The 18564-nt window shown below is 55.9% G+C and carries 13 protein-coding genes; 4 read left to right on the forward strand and 9 right to left on the reverse strand.

Translation table 11 applies throughout. From position 1 onward, the window contains the following. The first annotated feature begins 47 nt into the window (after positions 1–47). Positions 48–995: a rhizobactin biosynthesis transcriptional regulator RhrA gene (gene rhrA / locus E6C51_RS12015; RefSeq protein ID WP_146935779.1), complete on the forward strand. Its 948-nt coding sequence runs from the start codon at positions 48–50 to the stop codon at positions 993–995. 78 nt (positions 996–1073) lie between these two features. On the opposite strand, the gene E6C51_RS12020 is transcribed toward rhrA, so the two are convergent. The 9 genes from E6C51_RS12020 to E6C51_RS12060 form a co-directional block, all read right to left on the reverse strand. Beyond that, positions 1074–2879 carry an IucA/IucC family protein gene (locus tag E6C51_RS12020; protein ID WP_190236124.1) on the reverse strand — a complete coding sequence of 602 codons (1806 nt, stop codon included), beginning with the start codon at positions 2877–2879 and terminating at the stop codon, positions 1074–1076. Next, positions 2863–4227, reverse strand: a complete 1365-nt coding sequence (gene basC, locus E6C51_RS12025; RefSeq protein WP_190236125.1) for a putative histamine N-monooxygenase — start codon at positions 4225–4227, stop codon at positions 2863–2865. Before basC ends, E6C51_RS12020 begins: the two co-directional genes overlap by 17 nt. A 2-nt stretch (positions 4228–4229) precedes the next feature. Then, positions 4230–4820: a GNAT family N-acetyltransferase gene (locus E6C51_RS12030; protein WP_190236126.1), complete on the reverse strand. Its 591-nt coding sequence runs from the start codon at positions 4818–4820 to the stop codon at positions 4230–4232. Then, positions 4813–6570, reverse strand: coding sequence for an IucA/IucC family protein (locus E6C51_RS12035; RefSeq protein WP_190236127.1), 1758 nt, complete (start codon positions 6568–6570; stop codon positions 4813–4815). Before E6C51_RS12035 ends, E6C51_RS12030 begins: the two co-directional genes overlap by 8 nt. Beyond that, positions 6557–8029 carry a pyridoxal phosphate-dependent decarboxylase family protein gene (locus tag E6C51_RS12040; RefSeq protein ID WP_190236128.1) on the reverse strand — a complete coding sequence of 491 codons (1473 nt, stop codon included), beginning with the start codon at positions 8027–8029 and terminating at the stop codon, positions 6557–6559. Before E6C51_RS12040 ends, E6C51_RS12035 begins: the two co-directional genes overlap by 14 nt. Before the next feature lie 2 nt (positions 8030–8031). Next, positions 8032–9429: a diaminobutyrate--2-oxoglutarate transaminase gene (gene rhbA, locus E6C51_RS12045; RefSeq protein WP_269141828.1), complete on the reverse strand. Its 1398-nt coding sequence runs from the start codon at positions 9427–9429 to the stop codon at positions 8032–8034. Beyond that, positions 9426–10670 carry a RhtX/FptX family siderophore transporter gene (locus E6C51_RS12050; protein ID WP_230987245.1) on the reverse strand — a complete coding sequence of 415 codons (1245 nt, stop codon included), beginning with the start codon at positions 10668–10670 and terminating at the stop codon, positions 9426–9428. The genes rhbA and E6C51_RS12050 overlap by 4 nt, the downstream gene beginning before the upstream one ends. 521 nt (positions 10671–11191) lie before the next feature. Next, on the reverse strand, positions 11192–12670 hold the full coding sequence (locus E6C51_RS12055) for an NAD-dependent succinate-semialdehyde dehydrogenase (protein WP_190236131.1): 1479 nt from the start codon (positions 12668–12670) through the stop codon (positions 11192–11194). 3 nt (positions 12671–12673) lie between these two features. After that, on the reverse strand, positions 12674–13954 hold the full coding sequence (locus tag E6C51_RS12060; RefSeq protein ID WP_190236132.1) for a 4-aminobutyrate--2-oxoglutarate transaminase: 1281 nt from the start codon (positions 13952–13954) through the stop codon (positions 12674–12676). Positions 13955–14090: 136 nt separating this feature from the next. On the opposite strand from E6C51_RS12060, the gene E6C51_RS12065 reads away from it, so the two are divergent. The 3 genes from E6C51_RS12065 to speB all read left to right on the forward strand — a co-directional run bounded on the left by E6C51_RS12065 (position 14091) and on the right by speB (position 18445). Then, complete coding sequence (locus tag E6C51_RS12065) at positions 14091–14912, forward strand: MerR family transcriptional regulator (protein ID WP_190236133.1); 822 nt, start codon at positions 14091–14093, stop codon at positions 14910–14912. Between the two features lie 169 nt (positions 14913–15081). Beyond that, positions 15082–17037, forward strand: coding sequence for a PhoX family protein (locus E6C51_RS12070; RefSeq protein ID WP_190236134.1), 1956 nt, complete (start codon positions 15082–15084; stop codon positions 17035–17037). A 355-nt stretch (positions 17038–17392) separates the two neighbouring features. Further along, positions 17393–18445, forward strand: a complete 1053-nt coding sequence (speB, locus tag E6C51_RS12075) for an agmatinase (protein WP_190236135.1) — start codon at positions 17393–17395, stop codon at positions 18443–18445. The last annotated feature ends 119 nt before the right edge of the window (positions 18446–18564 follow it).

Genomic DNA, 18564 nt, shown 5'->3' on the forward strand with positions numbered 1-18564 from the left:
ACCTCATTTGGACTGATGCGAACTTGAACAGGAAAGCTGTCTTGCCGATGGAGACTATTCGTCCGCATAAATTTGGAGCGGTTTCTCTGCCCGATGCTGAAAGCAGAATCATGTGCCGGAGCGTTTTGCTGGATATGCTCGGCGAGACCACAATTGCTGCTGATAGCGGCAATCTTGCCGGTGTGACCGGCTTATTCTGGCGCTATGTTTCGCTCTCTTTGGCCACACTTTATTTGCCAAAGACGCCGTTGACACTTACTGCAACGGGAGCTTCAGAGGATGGCATTGTAGCCTTGCGCGCTATGGATGGTGCGATGATTGTGGATCAGGGGCGCCGAAAAGCAGAGCTGAAAAAAGGAGACGTGATTTTCCTCGCCTCTGATACGCCGTGTAGAGTTGCACTGTCTGAAGGCGGGCGGCTGGATTTTGCCCATCTATCGGGCCATGCCTTCGCGTCCACAAAGGGTCTGCTTCAACCCATCCTTATGCGGCCGCTTGAAGCAGATTGCCTGCCGTTGCAACTTCTGACCAATTATGCAGGATACCTGCTGCGGCAGGAGTATCATAGCCAGCAGGATGCGGGCATGATGGTCGAACATTTTTATGGTCTGTTACCCGTTCTTGTTCAACACTTTGGCAAAGCCGAGCCATCGGACCATTCTCTCAGCAGGCTCAGCTCAATCAAGGCATTTATTGAAGAAAATCTTGCGGATAGCTCATTTTCGATTGCACAAGTGGCTGAAGCCCAAGGAATTACCCCTCGCGCCATTCAAAAGCTCTTCAATCGTGAGAGTACAACGTATTCGAGCTATGTTTTGGCACGTCGCCTTGCGCTGGCCCAAGGCATGATCCTGTCCGAGGCAGCGACCGTTCCGATCAGCCAGATCGCCTATAATGTCGGCTTCAACGATCTGTCCTATTTCAACAGAACGTTCAGAACCCGCTATGGCGCGCGGCCCTCCGATCTGCGCCGTGCAGCAAATGGCGGCGCTTAATACCGGAAACCTCGTTTCAGAGTGCAAAACGGCCACCCTGTGAGGGTAGCCGTTTCCAGTTTCACATCAAAATGCTGTTCAAGCCGCCTTGCTGCGACGTTCAAAGGCCGTGAGCGGGTTGGTGACCACGCCTTGAAAATCGGGAACAGGGCGCTCATCATCATCGGCATAGCCATGCGTGAACAACCGAACCCGGTTGAGGCAAAGGCGCGGATAGTCTTCGCCAAACAGATCAAACAGCGCAAAGCGTTCTGCCATATCAGGAAACTGGTTTTGATAGCGCTCGATACTGTTGCGCGCCAGCGTCCAGAATTGCTCTTCCGACAGGCCGGAACGCTGATCGAGCAGAACCGAAATGTAGCGGAACACGCAGACAAACAAAGTGGTCTGGATGAAATGAATGAGGAAATCAGCAGGAAGGCACAGTAGCACAGCTCTCACTTCTGGCGGCAGGCTGGCACTTTCCGGGAATTCCTGATCGCAAACAATGACATCATCGATGAAATCGCGCAGCGCCAGCCTTTCGGGCCGTCCATCTTTCAAGATCAGCGTTGCATTTTGTCCATGGGCGGAAAATGCCAGACCATGCTTGGCCAGCAGATGCAGCACCGGCGGAATGACCACATCGAAGAAGCGCGCCATCCAGTCAGATACCGAGAGGCCCGCTTTTTCAGCCAGCGCCTGCACCACCGGCTTGCCGTCTGCGCCCGCATGCAAAAATGCGGCAAGCGGCAGACCTGTTTCGCCGGTCTTCAGATGCGCGCTTAAACTATCACGCCACATGCAGCCGAGCATTTCGTTAAACTGGTAGGGTGCGCCATCAATTGTCGAAAATTGTGGATGCACATAATGCATCCCGGCCCGCTCACCCAACAGCACAAGACCGCAATCTTGAGAGAGAAAACGGTCGCGCTCCAACAATTGGTCAAGCCAGCTTGTCAGGGGTGCCGCCGTCAAGGCGCGCTTGCCCGGAATGCCGCGATAAACGGCGGTATTCAGGATGGTCATGCACAATTTCAGCGTGGATTTGGCCGGGCTCGACACATTGGACAGCGTGCGCACCGATTGCTGCGGCAGATAAAGATCATCGCCCTGTCCGAGCAAGACAATGTGGCTTGACGCAATATCTGCGGCAAAATGCGGAATAATCATATGATCCCATTGCCAGGGATGAACCGGCATCATCCAATGGCTGGCCAAAGATCCGCCGCTGTCCGCGAGCGTTGCGAGAAACTCGGCATATCGATCGGTGCCAACTGCGTCACGCACCAAACCTTCGTTGGAGAGATTTTCCTCTCCGACAAACGATGCCCGCTCTTTGCTCACCGCCAGCCAAAGCACCTGGGTTGGTGTTTGATTTTCTGGCGTATAGGCCAGATAGTCGGCATAGCCCAGACCGATGCGTCCCTTGCTCACCGTGACCCAGGGGTGGCCGGTTGTCTGCCCTTCCATGTGGATGTCGTCCAGCTCGGTCAATTCCGTGCCGGTCTTGACGGCGCGGGCGGCGATATGCGCATCCGCATTGAGCGTGTTGCCCAGTTCCTTGATGAAATGCGCAACCGTCATGGGCTTGACACCAAGCTGCGGCAGCACTTCGGCACAAAATGCCAGCGGATCATGAAGGGTGATGCTGGTGCCGTTTTGCGTTTTTGTAATGCTGTCTGCCTCGACCGAGAGATTGTCGAAAACATAACGCTTGGCGCGGAACCGATAGGCTGCATCGCCCAGGTCGATCCGGTAGTGGCCATTCTTTTCCGTCTGCACCTCAAAGACCCGCTCATAGGCGAATTCTTCGATGACTTTGGCCAGCAAACGCGATGAAACACGCTGCCATAGGTCTTTTGAAAAGGCTTTTACGAAAATAGGATCAGGATGCACGGGCATAGAGGTCTCCTGTGATAGAAACGGTTTCGGCCTTGCCCGCAGGCAGGCCAAAGTTTTGAAATGCGGTGGGGGCATCAATGCGGTAATGGTCTTTGCCGAGCAGTTGGTTGAGGATCACGGCATTGCGATAGGCACCAAGGCCGAGATCTGGTGCGCCCACGCCATGGTGGAAGGTTTCGGCGTTCTGGACAAAAACCGTGCCCTTGCCGCCGTCGCAACGCTTGGCACGGAAATCCTCACCAACGATCAGATCACCACTCTGGCTGGTCTCCAGCACATCGCCCTTCAACGCTTCCATCCACTGTGGCCATGCATGGCGATAGCCCGTGGCGGCAACAACCGCGTCGGTCTCAATGCTTGCAGTCTCATTGAGATGATTGTGGCGCACCGTCAGGCGCAAAGAGTCACCATGTCCGACGTGCTCCAGTGTTTCAACGCCCGCATTGGAAAACAGGCTCAGACCCGGATTGCGGCCACCAACGGAGCGCTGATAGAGGAGATCGAAAATCTCGCCAATGGTGGAGAAGCTGATGCCTTTATAAAGAAGGCCCTGGTCTGCCACAATGTCGCGGCGCTTTTCAGAGGCGATGGTGTGGAAATGCCGCATGTAATCAGGCGTGAAATATTCCAGCCCCAGCTTGGAATATTCCATCGGGAAAAAGCCCGCAGAGCGCGTCACCCATTGAATTGACGCGCCAGCTTCCACCATTTCCGGTGTCAGGTCGTTGAAAAGAGCCAGAACACATTCTGCCGCACTTTGGCCGGAACCCACCACCGTGACCTGCCGCGCTTTTGCCAGTTCTGTGCGCCGTTTGCCAAATTCGCTGGAATGGAACACCGGGGCGCTTGTCTTGATTTTGGCCCAGTGGGGCAGGTGCGGGGACGTGCCGACTCCGATGGCGATGTTGCGGCTTTGGTATTGCTGTTTGCCAGAAGAGGCACCCGATGTTTCGATGACAAAGCGCTCGCTGCCGCGATCATAGGCAACACCCACAACGTTTTCGCCAAAGCGGCAGGATGCCAGCTCTTTTGATGCCCACCGGCAATAGTGGTCGTATTCCTCACGCGGAATCATGAAATTCTCATAGAAATAGAATTTATAAAGCCGATTGTGGGCAGCCAGATAATTCAGAAAACTCAAACGATGCGTCGGGTCCGCCATGGTCACGAGGTCGGCCATGAACGGGACTTGCAACGTGGTTCCGGGCAGAATGAGCCCTTCATGCCAGCGAAATTCCGGCTTTCTTTCCAGAAAAACCGTCGCCAATTGCGGGTGCGACGCAGAAAGCGCCGCGAGGCCGAGATTGAACGGGCCAATGCCAATACCGGCAAGATCAAGAGTCATCATGATTATAATCCAAATTGTTGGGTGAAACGGTCGCGGTGGCAAAACATCAGCTTTGCCCGCTTGTCGGGAAGGTCGATTTCCCCCTGTTCTTCAAAGGCGCAGACCGGCGCGTAGCGCAGCAGCCGCTTGGCTTCCACGCTTGGCTCACCAACCACCTTCATGGTGGCCGGATCATCGAGAAACAAAAAGCGCGTGAAGGCCCGAATGATCGCAGGCGCATGGCCGCGCCCGAAAAAATCAGGCTCGCCCACCAGCATGTGCCAGCCTCTATCCTTTTCCTGTGCCGGATAGTGCTGGCCGAGAATGTCATCCTTGGCCCAATAGGCCTCCCAATAGCTCATCGGCGTGTCGTCAATGAAGCCGATATAGGGGTCCTGATGCGGGTCACTGAGATTGATATCAATGTACTTGGCAATGTCTTCGATGGGCTTGGCCATTTTCCATTGCGGCACCACATGCGGCTGGTTCATCCAGCGCCACAGCAGCTCCAGATCTCGGTCTTTTTCCAAAAGTCGAAAGCTGATTGTCCGCTTGATGTCGGGATCGAAACGCGAATAGGCAAATGATGCCTGCTGTTTGGCGAGATCAAGCATAGGCCATCGCCTTTTCGCTCAATGAGACGGGATTGGTGATCTCCAGATAGACCGATTGCGTTTCAAGCGGGCCAACCAGCTCATCCATGCGGGCCAGCCGGGTTCTGAGATTGGCCTTGCACTGGAGCGTTGGGGCCAGCATTTTGCGCACCAGCGCGCAATCGGCTCCCTCCTGTTTGTCCAGATCCACCAGCTCCTTGCGCAGCATGACGAGGAGAGCATCTTCATCCACCAGGCCCTCACGTCCGAGAGCACCAATCATGCCGAGCACGGAATTGATGAAGCCGTAATAGATCACCCGCTCATCCACAGCATCCTCTTCAAACACCGATTCACTGGCTTCTCCGAAGCCGGGCAGGGCATCGACCATCGCCTGATGGGCGCGGTGGTGATGGAAAAAGCCTTGATTGTCGCGATAGAAAATCGCCTTGGGATAACCCTCTTCGATCTCGATGACGATGTTTTGCTGATGGGCCTCCATGGCAAGACCGTGGCGCAGATAAAGACCAAAAACCGGACGGACGAAAATGCGCAAGAATCGCGCGAACCAATCGGTCGCAACCGCCGGGAAGCTGCGGTTTTCCATTGCTGCACGATTGCGGATCAAAGCGCCCAACCGGCTGCCACGCTCTGGCAAATGCTCGCACAAGGCGGCAAGCAACGAAACATTCCGGCTGGCATCATCGCCGCAAAACGGATTTTCACGCATGGAGAGGGAGAGACCATCAATCACCACCCCATCGACAATAACGCCCATATAGGCCGGATCGGGCACGAAATTCAGGCCGGGATACTGGCTTGAAAAATCCCGCCACAAGGCATGGCCGCGAAAACGATACATATCATCGCCGCGCAACAATTCGCGGGCCAGATTGACGCGCACCGAATTGGTAATGCCAACGCCCAGCGACATTTTCAGCATGAACGGCGCATCTGGCCGATATAGGGTTCGTACCGATGAGGTCGGAAACCACGGCTTTCCGGCTTCACCGCAATCGATCAGCCGGCCATCTGCCACAAGGTTGGCCACTGTTGGATCGCGCAACATGTGGTCTGCCTGCCACGGATGAACGGGCAGCAAAGCAAAACCACCGGCAGGCAGGCGCTTTTTAATCGCATCCAGATCGTGGCCAAAAGCCGCTGCAATCCAGTCTTCAGCCGAGGGTGAGCCGGCTGAGTGGCCGGTGTGAAACACACCTCGATCCACCGCAAACCAACGTAGCGGAAAGGCTGCGGCAAATTCCGGCGAATAGCGCCGCCCTTCGTCATCGGTCATGCCTTCGCGGCTTTTCGGGCAAGGATGAATGCCGTGGCCGGCAATCAGCCCTTGTTCGGCGGCAATGAAGGTGGTGTTTTCACCGGCAAGATCAGCGAGATCGTGTTCACGCGCATTTAACGCCGACTCAATCAGCGCACGGCTGAAATGAGCCCGCTTCAGCAGGTCGGCGCGGCCTTCCTCTCCCTCGGTTGATGGCTCCAGACGGTTGATAATGACATCGAGCGCCTCTTTCGGGTCGAGCTGTTTGTTTGTGCCTGCCTCGGAAAGAGTTAACGGCTCTCCAAACAGATGATGGCCTGTGGCTGAACGATAGATAACCGGCACGTTCAGCTGTCCGCCCGGCTGCGGAAACGTCAGGATGAGCTGCATTTGCCCATGTTGCTCTGCCCATTCCACCCGCTCATCATATTCGCGGGCAACGCAATTCAGCAGAGAGCGTAAGGCAAGGGTAGCGGCATTATGCGCGTGCATGATCAGTCTCCAATTCGCGGGCCGCATTGCCAATCGCGTCGAGAACGTGTGTGACAACGTCTGGCGTTGATCGCGGGTTTAAAAGGGTGAGCTTGAAGTGGATGCGCCCGTCCAGAACGGTTGTGGCAACTGCGGCTGTTCCTTTCAAAAACAGGGATGCGCGCACCTTGAGGGTAATGGCATCTGCACGCTCGGCACCATTTGGTGAGACATAGCGAAACAGAACCGTAGAAAGCGATGGCTGCCGCGCCAGTTGCAAATCCGGGTGGGCCTCAATGGCCTTGGCTGCGGCCTGCGTGTTGTCCAAGGTTTGCTGAATGAGCGCATCCAGCCCGTCGCGGCCAAGGGCGCGCAGGGTCATCAGAACTTTCAACGCATCGCTTCGGCGCGTGGTTTGAAAGGAGCGTTCCACCAGATTGGGCGCATCCGCAAAAACCGCGTCTTCGGGGTTGAGATAATCAGCCTTTGTTGCCAGCGGTGCAAAATCCGCAGCATTGGCGAGCAACAGCGCACCGCAACTGATGGGCTGAAACAGCATTTTATGGAAATCAAGTGCGATGGAACGCGCCTTTTCCAGCCCGTTTAACCGCGCGCGGTGGCGCGAAAACAGCAGGCCACCGCCATAGGCGGCATCGACATGCAACCAGATGCCTTCAGAGTCAGCGATCTTCGCAATATCTTCCAGCGGATCAATGGCACCAAGATCGGTTGTCCCCGCCGTGGCAGCCACGGCGACCAAAGGGCGGCTCTGGTGTTTGGCCTGTTTTATCGCCGTTTCAAGCGCCTCCGGTCGCATACGGCCTTCAGCATCGGTTGGAATTTTCACCACGGCATCTTTTGAAAAGCCAAGAATGGCAGCACTTTTAGAGATGCTGAAGTGCGCCTGATCGGAAGTGAAAATAACCCCCGATGATCTGGCGTGTTCGCCGCATTGCTCGGCGGCCAGATGCAGCGCCGTCATGTTGGATTGGCTGCCGCCACTGGTGAAATTGCCGCTTGCCGTCGCTGGCAGACCTGCAAGGCTGGTCAAATATGTCAGCACATGCTCTTCCACCATGGTGGCAAAAGGCGATTGGTCCCAGGAATCAAGCGATTGATTGGTGGCCGAAATCAGCACCTCCGCCGCAAGCGCCGGAATGGCAACCGGGCAATGCAGATGCGCCATGGATGATGGATCACCCACCGCAAGCGCATGGTCTACCGCTGGCTTGCCAATATCCGCAAGTGCTGCTGCAACGCCGGTTCCAACTTTCGGGCACGGGTCAAGCCCGTCCAAAAGCTTCTGCAACGCACTTGCACCGGCCCCGGAATAGGCACCCTGCGTGAAGGGTGTCTGCGGAGCCACCAGATGGATCGCCTGCATCATCGCTTGCCGATAGGCTTGGCGCGAGGCTTCGCTATTGCCAAGAATCGGGTCAGATTGATCTTGGGCTACGGTGTGAAAGGCAACGACACTCATGATCAGGCCGCCTTTCGTTCAAGGCGGTCAAAAGCCGCACCGATGATGGCGGAGACCTGATCAATTTCGGTATCCGAGATCACCAGCGGCGGCAGAAGACGCAGCACACTGCCGTATCGCCCGCCGGTTTCCATGATGAGCCCGGCCCGGAACACGTCATTCTGGATGGTTTTGGCAATATCATGCCCATGCGGCGGATGACCCAGACCGTCATAGGCTCCCCTCGGATCAACCACTTCAACGCCCAGCATCAACCCTTCGCCGCGCACTTCACCAATGTAAGATGTCGATGCTGCGATCTGTTCAAGATTTGCGCGCAGTCTCTTGCCAGCACGTGCTGCACGCTCAACCAGTCCATCCCGCTTGATGATCTCCAATGTCTTGGAGCCAGCGGCCATCGCCAATTGATTGCCACGGAACGTGCCCGCATGGGCACCGGGTTTCCACAGATCAAGTTCCTGATGATAGATCGTAACCGCCAGCGGCAGGCCACCGCCAATGGCTTTGGACAGCACCAGAATATCGGGCACAATACCCGCTTTTTCAAAAGCATAGAAGGTGCCGGTGCGGCCAACGCCACTTTGAACTTCATCCAGGATCAGCGGGATACCCAGTTCACGGGTGACGCGCCGGATAGCCTTTAGCCACGCGGCAGGTGCCGGGATCACGCCGCCTTCGCCCTGAACGGCTTCCAGAATGACGGCGGCGGGCAGATTGATGCCGCCTTCGGGGTCTTTTAAGGCGCGTTCAAAATGCTCTGCCGCCAGAAGGCCCGTCTCTTCGCCGCCGCGACCAAAGGGGCAACGATAGCTGTAGGGATAGGGGAAGAAATGCGCACCCGGCACCAATTGGCCAACGGCAGCTTTTGGCCCGAGCGATCCCATCAGCGATAGCGCGCCTTGCGACATGCCGTGATAAGCACCGCTGAACGCAATGACATCGGTGCGCCCGGTGGCCGTCTTGGCAAGCTTGATGGCGGCCTCAACCGCATCCGAGCCACTTGGCGAGCAAAACTGGATTTTTGCCTGATTGTGCAAGCCTGCGGGCAAGGTGTCAAAAATATCAGAGACGAACTGATCCTTGACGGGTGTGCTGAGATCCAGCGTGTGAAGTGGCAGGCCAGATGTCAGCACCGCTTGCAGCGCTGCAACCACCTCCGGGTGATTGTGTCCAAGCGCAAGGGTTCCCGCCCCGGCAAGGCAATCGATATAGGTGCGACCGTCCACATCCGTCACCGTGCAACCGGATGCGGATTTTAACGCCACGGGAAAACGCCTTGGATAGCTGCGAGCGTTGGATTCGCGACGGGCTTGGCGATCAAGATAAAAATCGTTTTGGGAAAGGGTAGAAGCATCCATGAGTTCGACTCCTTTGAGATTTTCTGAAGTATGTTTTGTCAGGCAACAGCGTGCTTAAGCTTTGATGCGCCCTTGATTTTTTCCAGCATCCAGAGTGACAGGCCGATGCCGAACACAGAGATGACGGTGGCCAGAGAAAACAGCGCCGCATAGCCGAAATGGTCAGCGAGCCAGCCCGCAACAGCGGCTCCCACCAGATAGATCACCAATTCTGCGCAGGTGAGAATGGTGAAATCGGTTCCCGGCTGATCGTCAGAGGACGAGGCCATGAAGAAAGAATAGATCGCCACCAGTTCCATGTAGCGGATCAGGGTTTGAAACGCCGACGCAGACAGGGCGACCGCAATGCCCGGAAAAATTCCAAACGCATTGAGGGTAAATGCCAAAAAGCAAAGGCTGCGCAACCCACCCAGCAGCACCAGTGTTTTTGTCAGGCCTGCTTTGCGAATAAGCAGAGCGGCAAGGGCCGCTCCCAGCAGCCCTGCCGTTGCAGCGGCACTGCCCGACAGATAACCGATCCACGCCGTTGGTACTTTGATATCAACGAGATAGGGGCCTTCCATGCCGCGCACCAATCCTTCGCTGGCGCGATAGGTCAATGCGAAACCAAAAATCATCCAGGCATGAGGCTTGCGGAAGAAACCAAGCAGACTGGCGGGTTTCGTCTGGGTTTTCTCGAGCGAGGGTTCGCGTTCATCCGTCATCCAGATCGTGGCAAGCAGTGGCAGCAAGGAGAGGCTGGCAACCAGCAAAATTGTGGGACGCCAGCCAATTTGGTGAAACAGCACAAGCGCCAGCGTGCCGCCGATAATCACCCCGAGAGCGACTGACGCGGCTTGCACCGCATTGCCGATCGGCCGTGATTTGATCGTCAGATGGCGTACCGCATAGCCGTCGGTGGCAATATCCTGCATGGACGACAGCAGCGTGATCGCAAAGCAGATGGCAAACAGCCAACCCGCCTGTTGCGGCTCAACAAAGGCCATTGAGGCAATACCGGCACTCACGAGAAGTTGGGTTGGAATGATCCAGCCTCGCCGATGCCCCATGCGTGGCCAGAGTGCCGTGCGGTCAATCAAGGGTGCAATCGCAAACTTGAGAACCAGCGGCAACATCAGCAGCGAAAACAGCCCAATGGCAGTGCGGGACGCACCGCTTTCACGCATCAATGGCGGCAGAGCGACCAGCAAAAGATAGTTTGGAATGCCCTGCGCGAGATACAACCCGCCGAGAATTGCATAGAGCTTGCCGTTTTTTGAAATTGTTGAAGCTTGTTCTGTCATGCGCCATTTCTTCGTCAAATGCATAATTCATGTGACCTCAACATCGGCGCGTCTGTCACGGTGATGATTGAGGCATGATTAAAGGTGACTATTTTAATCATGTTTATCGGCAAAAAAAATGGAATACTTGGAGAAAGGCGAACCCAACTAGGACAATGACGAACTTTGGCCTTATCTTGGATTTCTGGATGGTTTGTGAGCCGAACGGCACGGTAAACTCAAAGCCTTTAAATCCATAAAGGCCGCCAACCGTCTGATGTGAAAGCTCTTGAAAGGACGGTCATTCGCCGCGCGTCCTGATCATCGACAGGCTTTACAGCGCCTCTCACCAATTATGGCGCACGGCGCTGTAAATCGACTCCGATTTAAGGAATTATGCAGTAGAGTGCAGCCGGGGATTATAACAATGTGGGGAAGCTCTGATCTTTCCGAAACAGAAACCCGGCAGATTTTGCCGGGCCTATCGCCGCTGCATGAACGGTCAGTGGCAGGTCACATGACTCACGCTTTTTATATGGGGCCTAAATGCTCAGGCAGAGATATTTGATCTCCACATAGTCTTCGATACCGTATTTGGAGCCTTCACGGCCTTGGCCGGATTGCTTGATGCCGCCAAACGGGGCGACTTCGGTGGAAATCAGGCCGGTATTGATACCAACCATGCCATATTCCAATGCCTCGGCAACACGGAAGATCTTGGACATATCCTTAGAGTAGAAATAGGACGCGAGGCCAAATTCGGTATTGTTGGCCATTTCGACCACTTCTTCTTCCGTTTCAAACTTGAACAGCGGCGCAACAGGACCGAAGGTTTCTTCGCGGGCAACAGCCATGTCTTTGGTCACGCCGGTCAAAACGGTCGGCTGGAAGAAAAGACCGCCGCGCTCATCCTGCTTTCCGCCCAGTGCAATGGATGCGCCTTTGGAAACGGCATCAGAAATATGCTCCTGCACCTTTTCCAAGGCTTTTGTGGTAATCAGCGGTCCAGCATTGACGCCCGCCTCAAAGCCGTCGCCGACCTTCATTGCAGAGACTTTTTCCGACAGCTTTTCCGCAAAGGCATCGTAGACGCCGGACTGGATGTAAAGGCGATTGGCGCAAACGCAGGTCTGTCCATTGTTGCGATATTTCGACACCATCGCCCCTTCGACGGCAGCATCAATATCGGCATCATCAAACACGATGAAAGGTGCATTGCCGCCCAGTTCCAGACCGAGCTTCATGATCTGCGCTGCACCTTGCTGCATCAGGATCTTGCCAACATTGGTCGAGCCCGTGAATGTCAGCTTGCGCACCTTGTTGTTTTCAGTGAATTCCTTGCCGATGGAGGCGGAATCCGTGGAGAGAATGACATTGAACAGGCCGGCTGGTAATCCGGCGCGTTCCGCCAATGCGGCGAGTGCAAGCGCCGAAAGCGGTGTTTCGGCGGCTGGCTTGGACACCATGGAGCAACCGGCAGCAATCGCTGGCGCGAATTTGCGGGCCAGCATTGCATTTGGAAAATTCCATGGCGTAATGGACGCGACAACCCCGACCGGCTGCTTGATGACAATGATACGCTTGTCTTGCTGGTGGCCGGGGATGGTGTCCCCATAGACGCGCTTTGCCTCTTCGCCGAACCACTCAATGTAGGAGGCACCGTAAAGAATCTCGCCTTTGGCTTCTGCCAGAGGCTTGCCCATTTCCATGGTCAGGATTGTGGCAAGATCATCGGCATTGGCCACCAGAAGATCAAACAGCTTGCGCAAGACGCCTGCGCGTTCCTTGCCGGTTTTGGCCGCCCAGAGCTTTTGCGCCTTATAGGCTGCATCAATGGCGCGGGCAGTCTCGCTGCGCCCCATATCCGGCAGGGTGGCAACAACATCGCCCGTCGATGGATTGGTGACATCAAATGTCTTGCCGCTCTCGCTCGCGGCAAGCCAGGTTCCGGCAATCAACGCCTTATCTATGGCGAGGGACGGGTCCTTCAGCTTGGAGAGGAGTGTTTCCGAAATGGTCATTGATCAAGCCTCCGAGGCGCATTCACGCAATGTGGTTTCGAGAATGGAGAGCGCTTCGTTAAAAACGCCATCCTCGATGGTGAGTGGAGCGAGGAAACGGATGACATTTCCATAGACGCCGCAGGTCAGCAGAATGAGACCTTTTTGCAGCGCGCGCTCACGCACCTTGTTGGTAAAGTCGGCATTGGGGGTTTTTGTTCCCGGAAGGTTGAACTCCACCGCGTTCATAAAGCCCGGACCACGAATATCAGCAATCTGCGGAACGGCGTCGCGGAGCGATTGCAGCTTCTGTTTCAGGCGGTTGCCGAGCGTCGCTGCGCGCTCGTTGAGACCTTCTTCCTCAATCACGTCCAGAACGGCATTGCCAGCCGCAATGCCAATCGGATTGCCGCCATAGGTGCCACCCAGGCCGCCGGGGCCGGGAGCGTCCATAATGTCTGCGCGGCCAGTAACCGCTGCAATCGGGAAACCGCCGCCCAGGCCTTTGGCCATCGTGGTCAGATCGGCGACAACACCATAATGCTCCATGGCAAACAATTTGCCGGTGCGGGCAAAGCCGGTCTGCACCTCGTCTGCAATCAGCAGAATACCATGTTTGTCGGCAATTTCCCGCAGCTTTTGCATGAAGGCGCGCGGCACTTCATAGAAACCGCCTTCGCCCTGAACAGGCTCAACGATAAAGGCAGCAACCCGGCTGGGGTCAACATCGGCCTTGAACATCTTGTCGAGAACGGCAAGCGAATCCTCCATGCTCTGGCCATGCAGCTCGATCGGGAAGGGCACATGGAAAACATCCGCCATCATGGGGCCGAAGCCGGTCTTGTAGGGCACAACCTTACCCGTCAGCGCCATGCCCATAAAGGTGCGGCCGTGGAACGCGCCCGTGAAGGCGATGACGGCAGAACGATTGGTGGCTGCCCGGGCAATCTTGACGGCATTTTCGACAGCCTCGGCACCTGTGGTGACAAAAATCGTCTTCTTCTTGAAATCGCCGGGAACGAGCGTGTTGAGGCGCTCAGCAAGCCGCACATAGTTCTCGTAAGGCACGACCTGATGGCAGGTGTGGGTGAAATGATCGAGCTGATCTTTCACGGCGGCGATGACCTTGGGGTGACGATGGCCAGTGTTGACCACGGCAATCCCGGCTGCAAAATCAATGTAGCGGCGACCTTCGACGTCCCAGATTTCCGCATTCTGGGCCTTGTCGGCATAAACCTGCGTGGTGACGCCGACACCGCGTGAAATGGCGTCAGAGCGGCGTGCGGCAATTTCCTGATTCTGCATGATGATGACATCCCCTGCGGCTTGTTGTTCCCAGCGTTTTCGCTTGTGAATATTCTCTACATTTTTTCTGTAGCTTTGCAACGGGCCTTTTTACAATTATAAGGCTGCCAGCAGAGCATTCTCAAAAGCGCGGTTTATGGACCTCAACCACCTTAAAATTGCCGAAGCAGCCCGCATGGCCGGTGTCTCGCCGTCCACGCTCCGCCTGTGGGAGCAACAGGGGCTTGTCGATCCTCTGCGCACGCCGTCCGGCCAAAGACTTTATGATGCTGCACTGGTTGAGCGGCTGAAGACAATCAGTTGGCTTCGAAGTGAAAAAGGCCTCAATCCGGCTGCGATCAAACAGGCATTGATGGTGGATGATGCCGCTGACCGTGCAGAGGAGAGCGCGGAAGAGGGGCGCGAGGCTGGCGATATCTCAATCGGCATGAAGGTCAGGCATCTGCGAAAGGAAGCGGGGCTGACGCTGGAGACCGTTGCGCGGGCAACGGGCACAACGGTGTCGATGTTGTCGACGTTTGAGCGCACCTCGCAGGGCATTTCGGTTACAGCACTGCACAACGTTGCCCGGCATCTAGGCACCACCATTGCGACCTTGAGCGGACAGGGAAAATCACGAAAGGGAGCCTCTCTGGTTCGAGACGGGCAATGGACGACATGGCCAACCACGGCCTCGGGCGTGACCATCCATGTGCTTGCCGACGGCAACAATCAGATGGAGTGCCATCGCTTCGATCTTGCGCCGGGAGCCTCCAGTGAGGGTGCCTACCAGCACGAAGGCGAGGAATTTATCCACGTTCTGGCCGGTGGCCTGGACGTCATTCTCGATGGCGATCAGTTTCATACACTACGTGTGGGCGACAGCTTTTATTTTGAGAGTACGCGGCTGCATTCATGGCGCAACAATTATGATGGGCCGACCACGCTCATCTGGATCAACACGCCAGCGACCTTCTAGAGTTTGTCAGGGAAAAGTGGACTCGGCGCGGCGCTTTTAGACCCGCTCGTTGTTTCATCAAAGTGTCTTATGATCATGTTACCCGGTCAAGATGTAGGGCGGGCCGTTGCTATCAACAGGCCCTGTCGTCACCGGGGGAGTGACCCGGAACAAAACCGGAGAGTGGACCATGTTCAATACGACAAATGCATCGCGCCGTCAGGCACTTAAGTTTCTTGCCAGCGTGCCGATGCTGCCACTTGGCACTTCCGCGGCCAGCTCGCTTCTGGCGCTTGGGGCAGCGCGCGACGCTGCGGCCGCGCCAGCGGGTTTCGCATCTGCAACCTTCAGCTCCATGGCGGCACCCTCGCTGAGCGATCCGGCTGCGATGGCCACCACCACGGTTGGTTCTGAACTGACGGTCAAGCTCGCCGACGGCACCAGCCAGGCCTTCAAACTGTCCTATGAACCCTTCTTCATAACAGGCGATATGGTGCCGGATGGCAAGGGCGGCCAGATTCTCGCCGGTGGTTATTACGACATTCACAACAAGCCAATCATCGATACCTCTGTGCCTGGCAAGGAACGCCAGTTCTTTTCTGACTGTCCTGACGGCACCTCGCTGCTGGCACCGATCTCTGGGGCCAAGGTTGATGGCGTGAAGGGCGATGCCGTCTTCGCTGTCGTTCAATTTGAATATATGTCGCGCGATCAGAAGGGTGACGATACCTATGGCCGCATGCCTTCGCCGATTGCGGTGCTGACGCTCGACCAGGATCCGGCCACGGGTAAGCTCACTTTGGTAAAATACCACAATGTTGATACCGCCAAGGCCCATGGCCTGTGGATCACCTGCGGTGCCAGCCTCTCACCTTGGAACACCCACCTGTCGAGCGAGGAATATGAGCCCGACGCATTCGCGGCCTCCTCGAACAAGCAGTTGCTGGGCTTTAGCAAAAACCTGTTTGGCGACGAAAAGGCGGCAAACCCTTACCATTACGGCCATCTGCCGGAAGTCAAGGTCAACGCAGACGGCACTGGCACGCTGACCAAGCATTACTGCATCGGCCGCATTTCGCACGAACTGGTGCAGGTCATGCCAGACCAGCGCACATTGCTGATGGGCGATGACGCCACCAATGGCGGCCTGTTCATGTTCGTTGCCGACAAGGAAGCCGATCTCTCGGCGGGTACACTCTATGTTGCCAAATTTGCCGGCAAGCTATCCACCAACACGGCCGCATCGCCCGACAAGATCAGCTGGGTGAAGCTCGGCCACGCCACCAGTGCCGAGATCGAGAAACTCGCTGATACTGTGAAGCCGCAGGATATCATGGAGATCGCCAAGGAAGATCCCAAGGATGCGAGCTTTACCAAGATCGCCATGAGCGGCGGCTTTCATTGGGTGAAGTTGAAGCCCGGCATGGAAAAGGCCGCAGCCTTCCTCGAAACCCATCGCTACGCAGCATTGATGGGCGGCAGCCTGGCATTTACCAAAATGGAAGGTACGACCGTCAATGCGAAGGATAAGGTCGCCTATTCAGCCATCTCCTACATCAAGGACTCCATGGTAAAGGGCGGCAAGGGCTGGTACGAGACCTCTGGCATCGGCTTTGAAAAGCCGCTTGAAGCCGGTGGCATCCTTGCGCACGCCATGGCTGGCGGCCAGAAGGATAGCGGCGGTGCCGCAATCGCCAGCGATTGGGTGCCATTCGAGAGCCACTTTGTGCTCACCGGTGAAGATATTGCCTCCGACGCTCTCGGCAACACGGCCAATCCTGACAAGATTGGCAACCCGGACAATATCAAGTTCTCGGAGCGCCTGCGCACGCTGTTCATCGGCGAGGACAGCGGCATGCATGTGAACAACTTCCTGTGGGCCTATAATGTCGATACCAAAGAGCTGTCGCGCATCATGTCGGTGCCGGCTGGCGCGGAATCAACCGGCCTGCATGCCATCGACGAGCTCAATGGCTGGACCTATGTGATGAGCAACTTCCAGCATCCGGGCGATTGGGAAAAGATCCATTCCAAGGTGAAGGATACGCTCGATCCGCTGGTTCGGGCCAATTACAAAGACCGCTTTGGAGCAGCCGTCGGCTATTTGACGGCTGATGCGACGAGCATCAAGCTTGAGAAAGCGTGAGCGCCTGATCGTTGATTAGAGTCTGTCAGGTTCAAATTGAACCAGACAGACTCTCGATTCCCGTGTTTTCGTTTGTCTATTCGGGAAAACCGGCTTCCACTTTTCCCTGACAAACTCTAAAACAAAGAATTGTAACGTTTTACAGCGCCGTGCGCCTTATGTGGTGCACGGCGCTGTAACATTTTTAATCTGCTGCATTATTTTCCCTCTTGTTGCGTGCTTGCTGACAATAGATGCTGCTGGATTGCGGATCGCGACGACATCACAATATCAGCCCGACCACGTCGGCAAATTTCGAACCACTTATAAATTTCAGCTTGGTATTGTTGTGCCAACATGAGGGAGAACGACGCTTATGGATGATAAGACCCACCTGGAGTTACTTCGAGAAAAATACGCCAATGCGTCTGGCGGAGACATTTTTGATCCGGATTTTCGTGCTGTTGCTGAGTCTCAATTCAAGGACGGTGACAAACGAAAGTGGCCTTTTGCTGGGATCCCGACGCTGTTGGATGCCCGCAGCTTCACGGATGCGCAGGATGCGGACGACTTTGGTGGACTGGATATCGCGTTGATCGGTGTTCCCATGGATCTCGGCGTGACCAACCGGAATGGGACGCGCTTTGGCCCCCGCGCACTGCGAACGATTGAACGCATCGGCCCTTATGATCATGTTTTGCGGACCTCGCCATTGACCATGGCGAATGTGGCGGATATCGGCGATGTTCCGCTGACGAGCCGTTTCGATCTGGCGAAATGCCATGATGATATCGAGTCCTTCTACCGGAGGCTGGTCGCAGCCGGTGTGAGGCCTCTGAGCGTGGGCGGTGACCATTCCATCACCTCGTCGATTCTCAAAGCGCTTGGTGAAAAGGAGCCGGTGGGTCTCATCCATATCGACGCCCATTGTGATACGGCCGGTCCTTATGAAGGCACGAAGTTCCAACACGGTGGCCCTTTCCGTCTGGCCGTCCTTGACGGCGTTCTGGATCCGCGGCGCACGATCCAGATTGGTATACGCGGCCCGGCCGAATATCTCTGGGAGTTCTCCTATGAGAGTGGCATGACGGTTGTTCACGCCGAGGATGTGGGCGAAGCGAGCCTGCCTGAGATTATCGAGAAGGCGCGGCAGATCGTTGGGGATAGACCAACCTATGTCTCGTTCGATATCGACAGTGTTGATCCGGGATTTGCGCCGGGAACGGGGACGCCCGAAGTGGGTGGTCTCATGCCGCGTGAAGTGCTTCAGATCCTGCGTGGCCTGAATGGCCTCAACATCATTGGCGGCGACGTGGTCGAGGTCGCTCCGCAATATGACCATACGACGAATACGGCACAAATTGCCGCCCAGGTGCTTCACACGATCCTCTGCCTGATGGTGAATGCGCCCGGTGCAAGGAAGACGTGATCAAAACCGTGACATAAGATCGTCGGTGGGCAAGGCTGCCCCTACTGCATAATTCCTTAAATCCGAGTGGATTTAAGGTGGAAATTATACAGCAGATTTAACGCGTTATAGCGCCGTGC

The sequence above is a fragment of the Gillisella terrae genome (assembly GCF_004801395.1).
In the GTDB taxonomy this organism is placed as follows: domain Bacteria; phylum Pseudomonadota; class Alphaproteobacteria; order Rhizobiales; family Rhizobiaceae; genus Allorhizobium; species Allorhizobium terrae.

What these genes read in the sequence shown, in the direction of transcription:
- rhrA (WP_146935779.1), top strand. Translation starts at nt 48, where the DNA reads ATGGAGACTATTCGTCCGCATAAATTTGGAGCGGTTTCTCTGCCCGAT.
- E6C51_RS12020 (WP_190236124.1), bottom strand. Translation starts at nt 2,879, where the DNA reads ATGCCCGTGCATCCTGATCCTATTTTCGTAAAAGCCTTTTCAAAAGAC.
- basC (WP_190236125.1), bottom strand. Translation starts at nt 4,227, where the DNA reads ATGATGACTCTTGATCTTGCCGGTATTGGCATTGGCCCGTTCAATCTC.
- E6C51_RS12030 (WP_190236126.1), bottom strand. Translation starts at nt 4,820, where the DNA reads ATGCTTGATCTCGCCAAACAGCAGGCATCATTTGCCTATTCGCGTTTC.
- E6C51_RS12035 (WP_190236127.1), bottom strand. Translation starts at nt 6,570, where the DNA reads ATGCACGCGCATAATGCCGCTACCCTTGCCTTACGCTCTCTGCTGAAT.
- E6C51_RS12040 (WP_190236128.1), bottom strand. Translation starts at nt 8,029, where the DNA reads ATGAGTGTCGTTGCCTTTCACACCGTAGCCCAAGATCAATCTGACCCG.
- E6C51_RS12050 (WP_230987245.1), bottom strand. Translation starts at nt 10,670, where the DNA reads ATGACAGAACAAGCTTCAACAATTTCAAAAAACGGCAAGCTCTATGCA.
- E6C51_RS12055 (WP_190236131.1), bottom strand. Translation starts at nt 12,670, where the DNA reads ATGACCATTTCGGAAACACTCCTCTCCAAGCTGAAGGACCCGTCCCTC.
- E6C51_RS12060 (WP_190236132.1), bottom strand. Translation starts at nt 13,954, where the DNA reads ATGCAGAATCAGGAAATTGCCGCACGCCGCTCTGACGCCATTTCACGC.
- E6C51_RS12065 (WP_190236133.1), top strand. Translation starts at nt 14,091, where the DNA reads ATGGACCTCAACCACCTTAAAATTGCCGAAGCAGCCCGCATGGCCGGT.
- E6C51_RS12070 (WP_190236134.1), top strand. Translation starts at nt 15,082, where the DNA reads ATGTTCAATACGACAAATGCATCGCGCCGTCAGGCACTTAAGTTTCTT.
- speB (WP_190236135.1), top strand. Translation starts at nt 17,393, where the DNA reads ATGGATGATAAGACCCACCTGGAGTTACTTCGAGAAAAATACGCCAAT.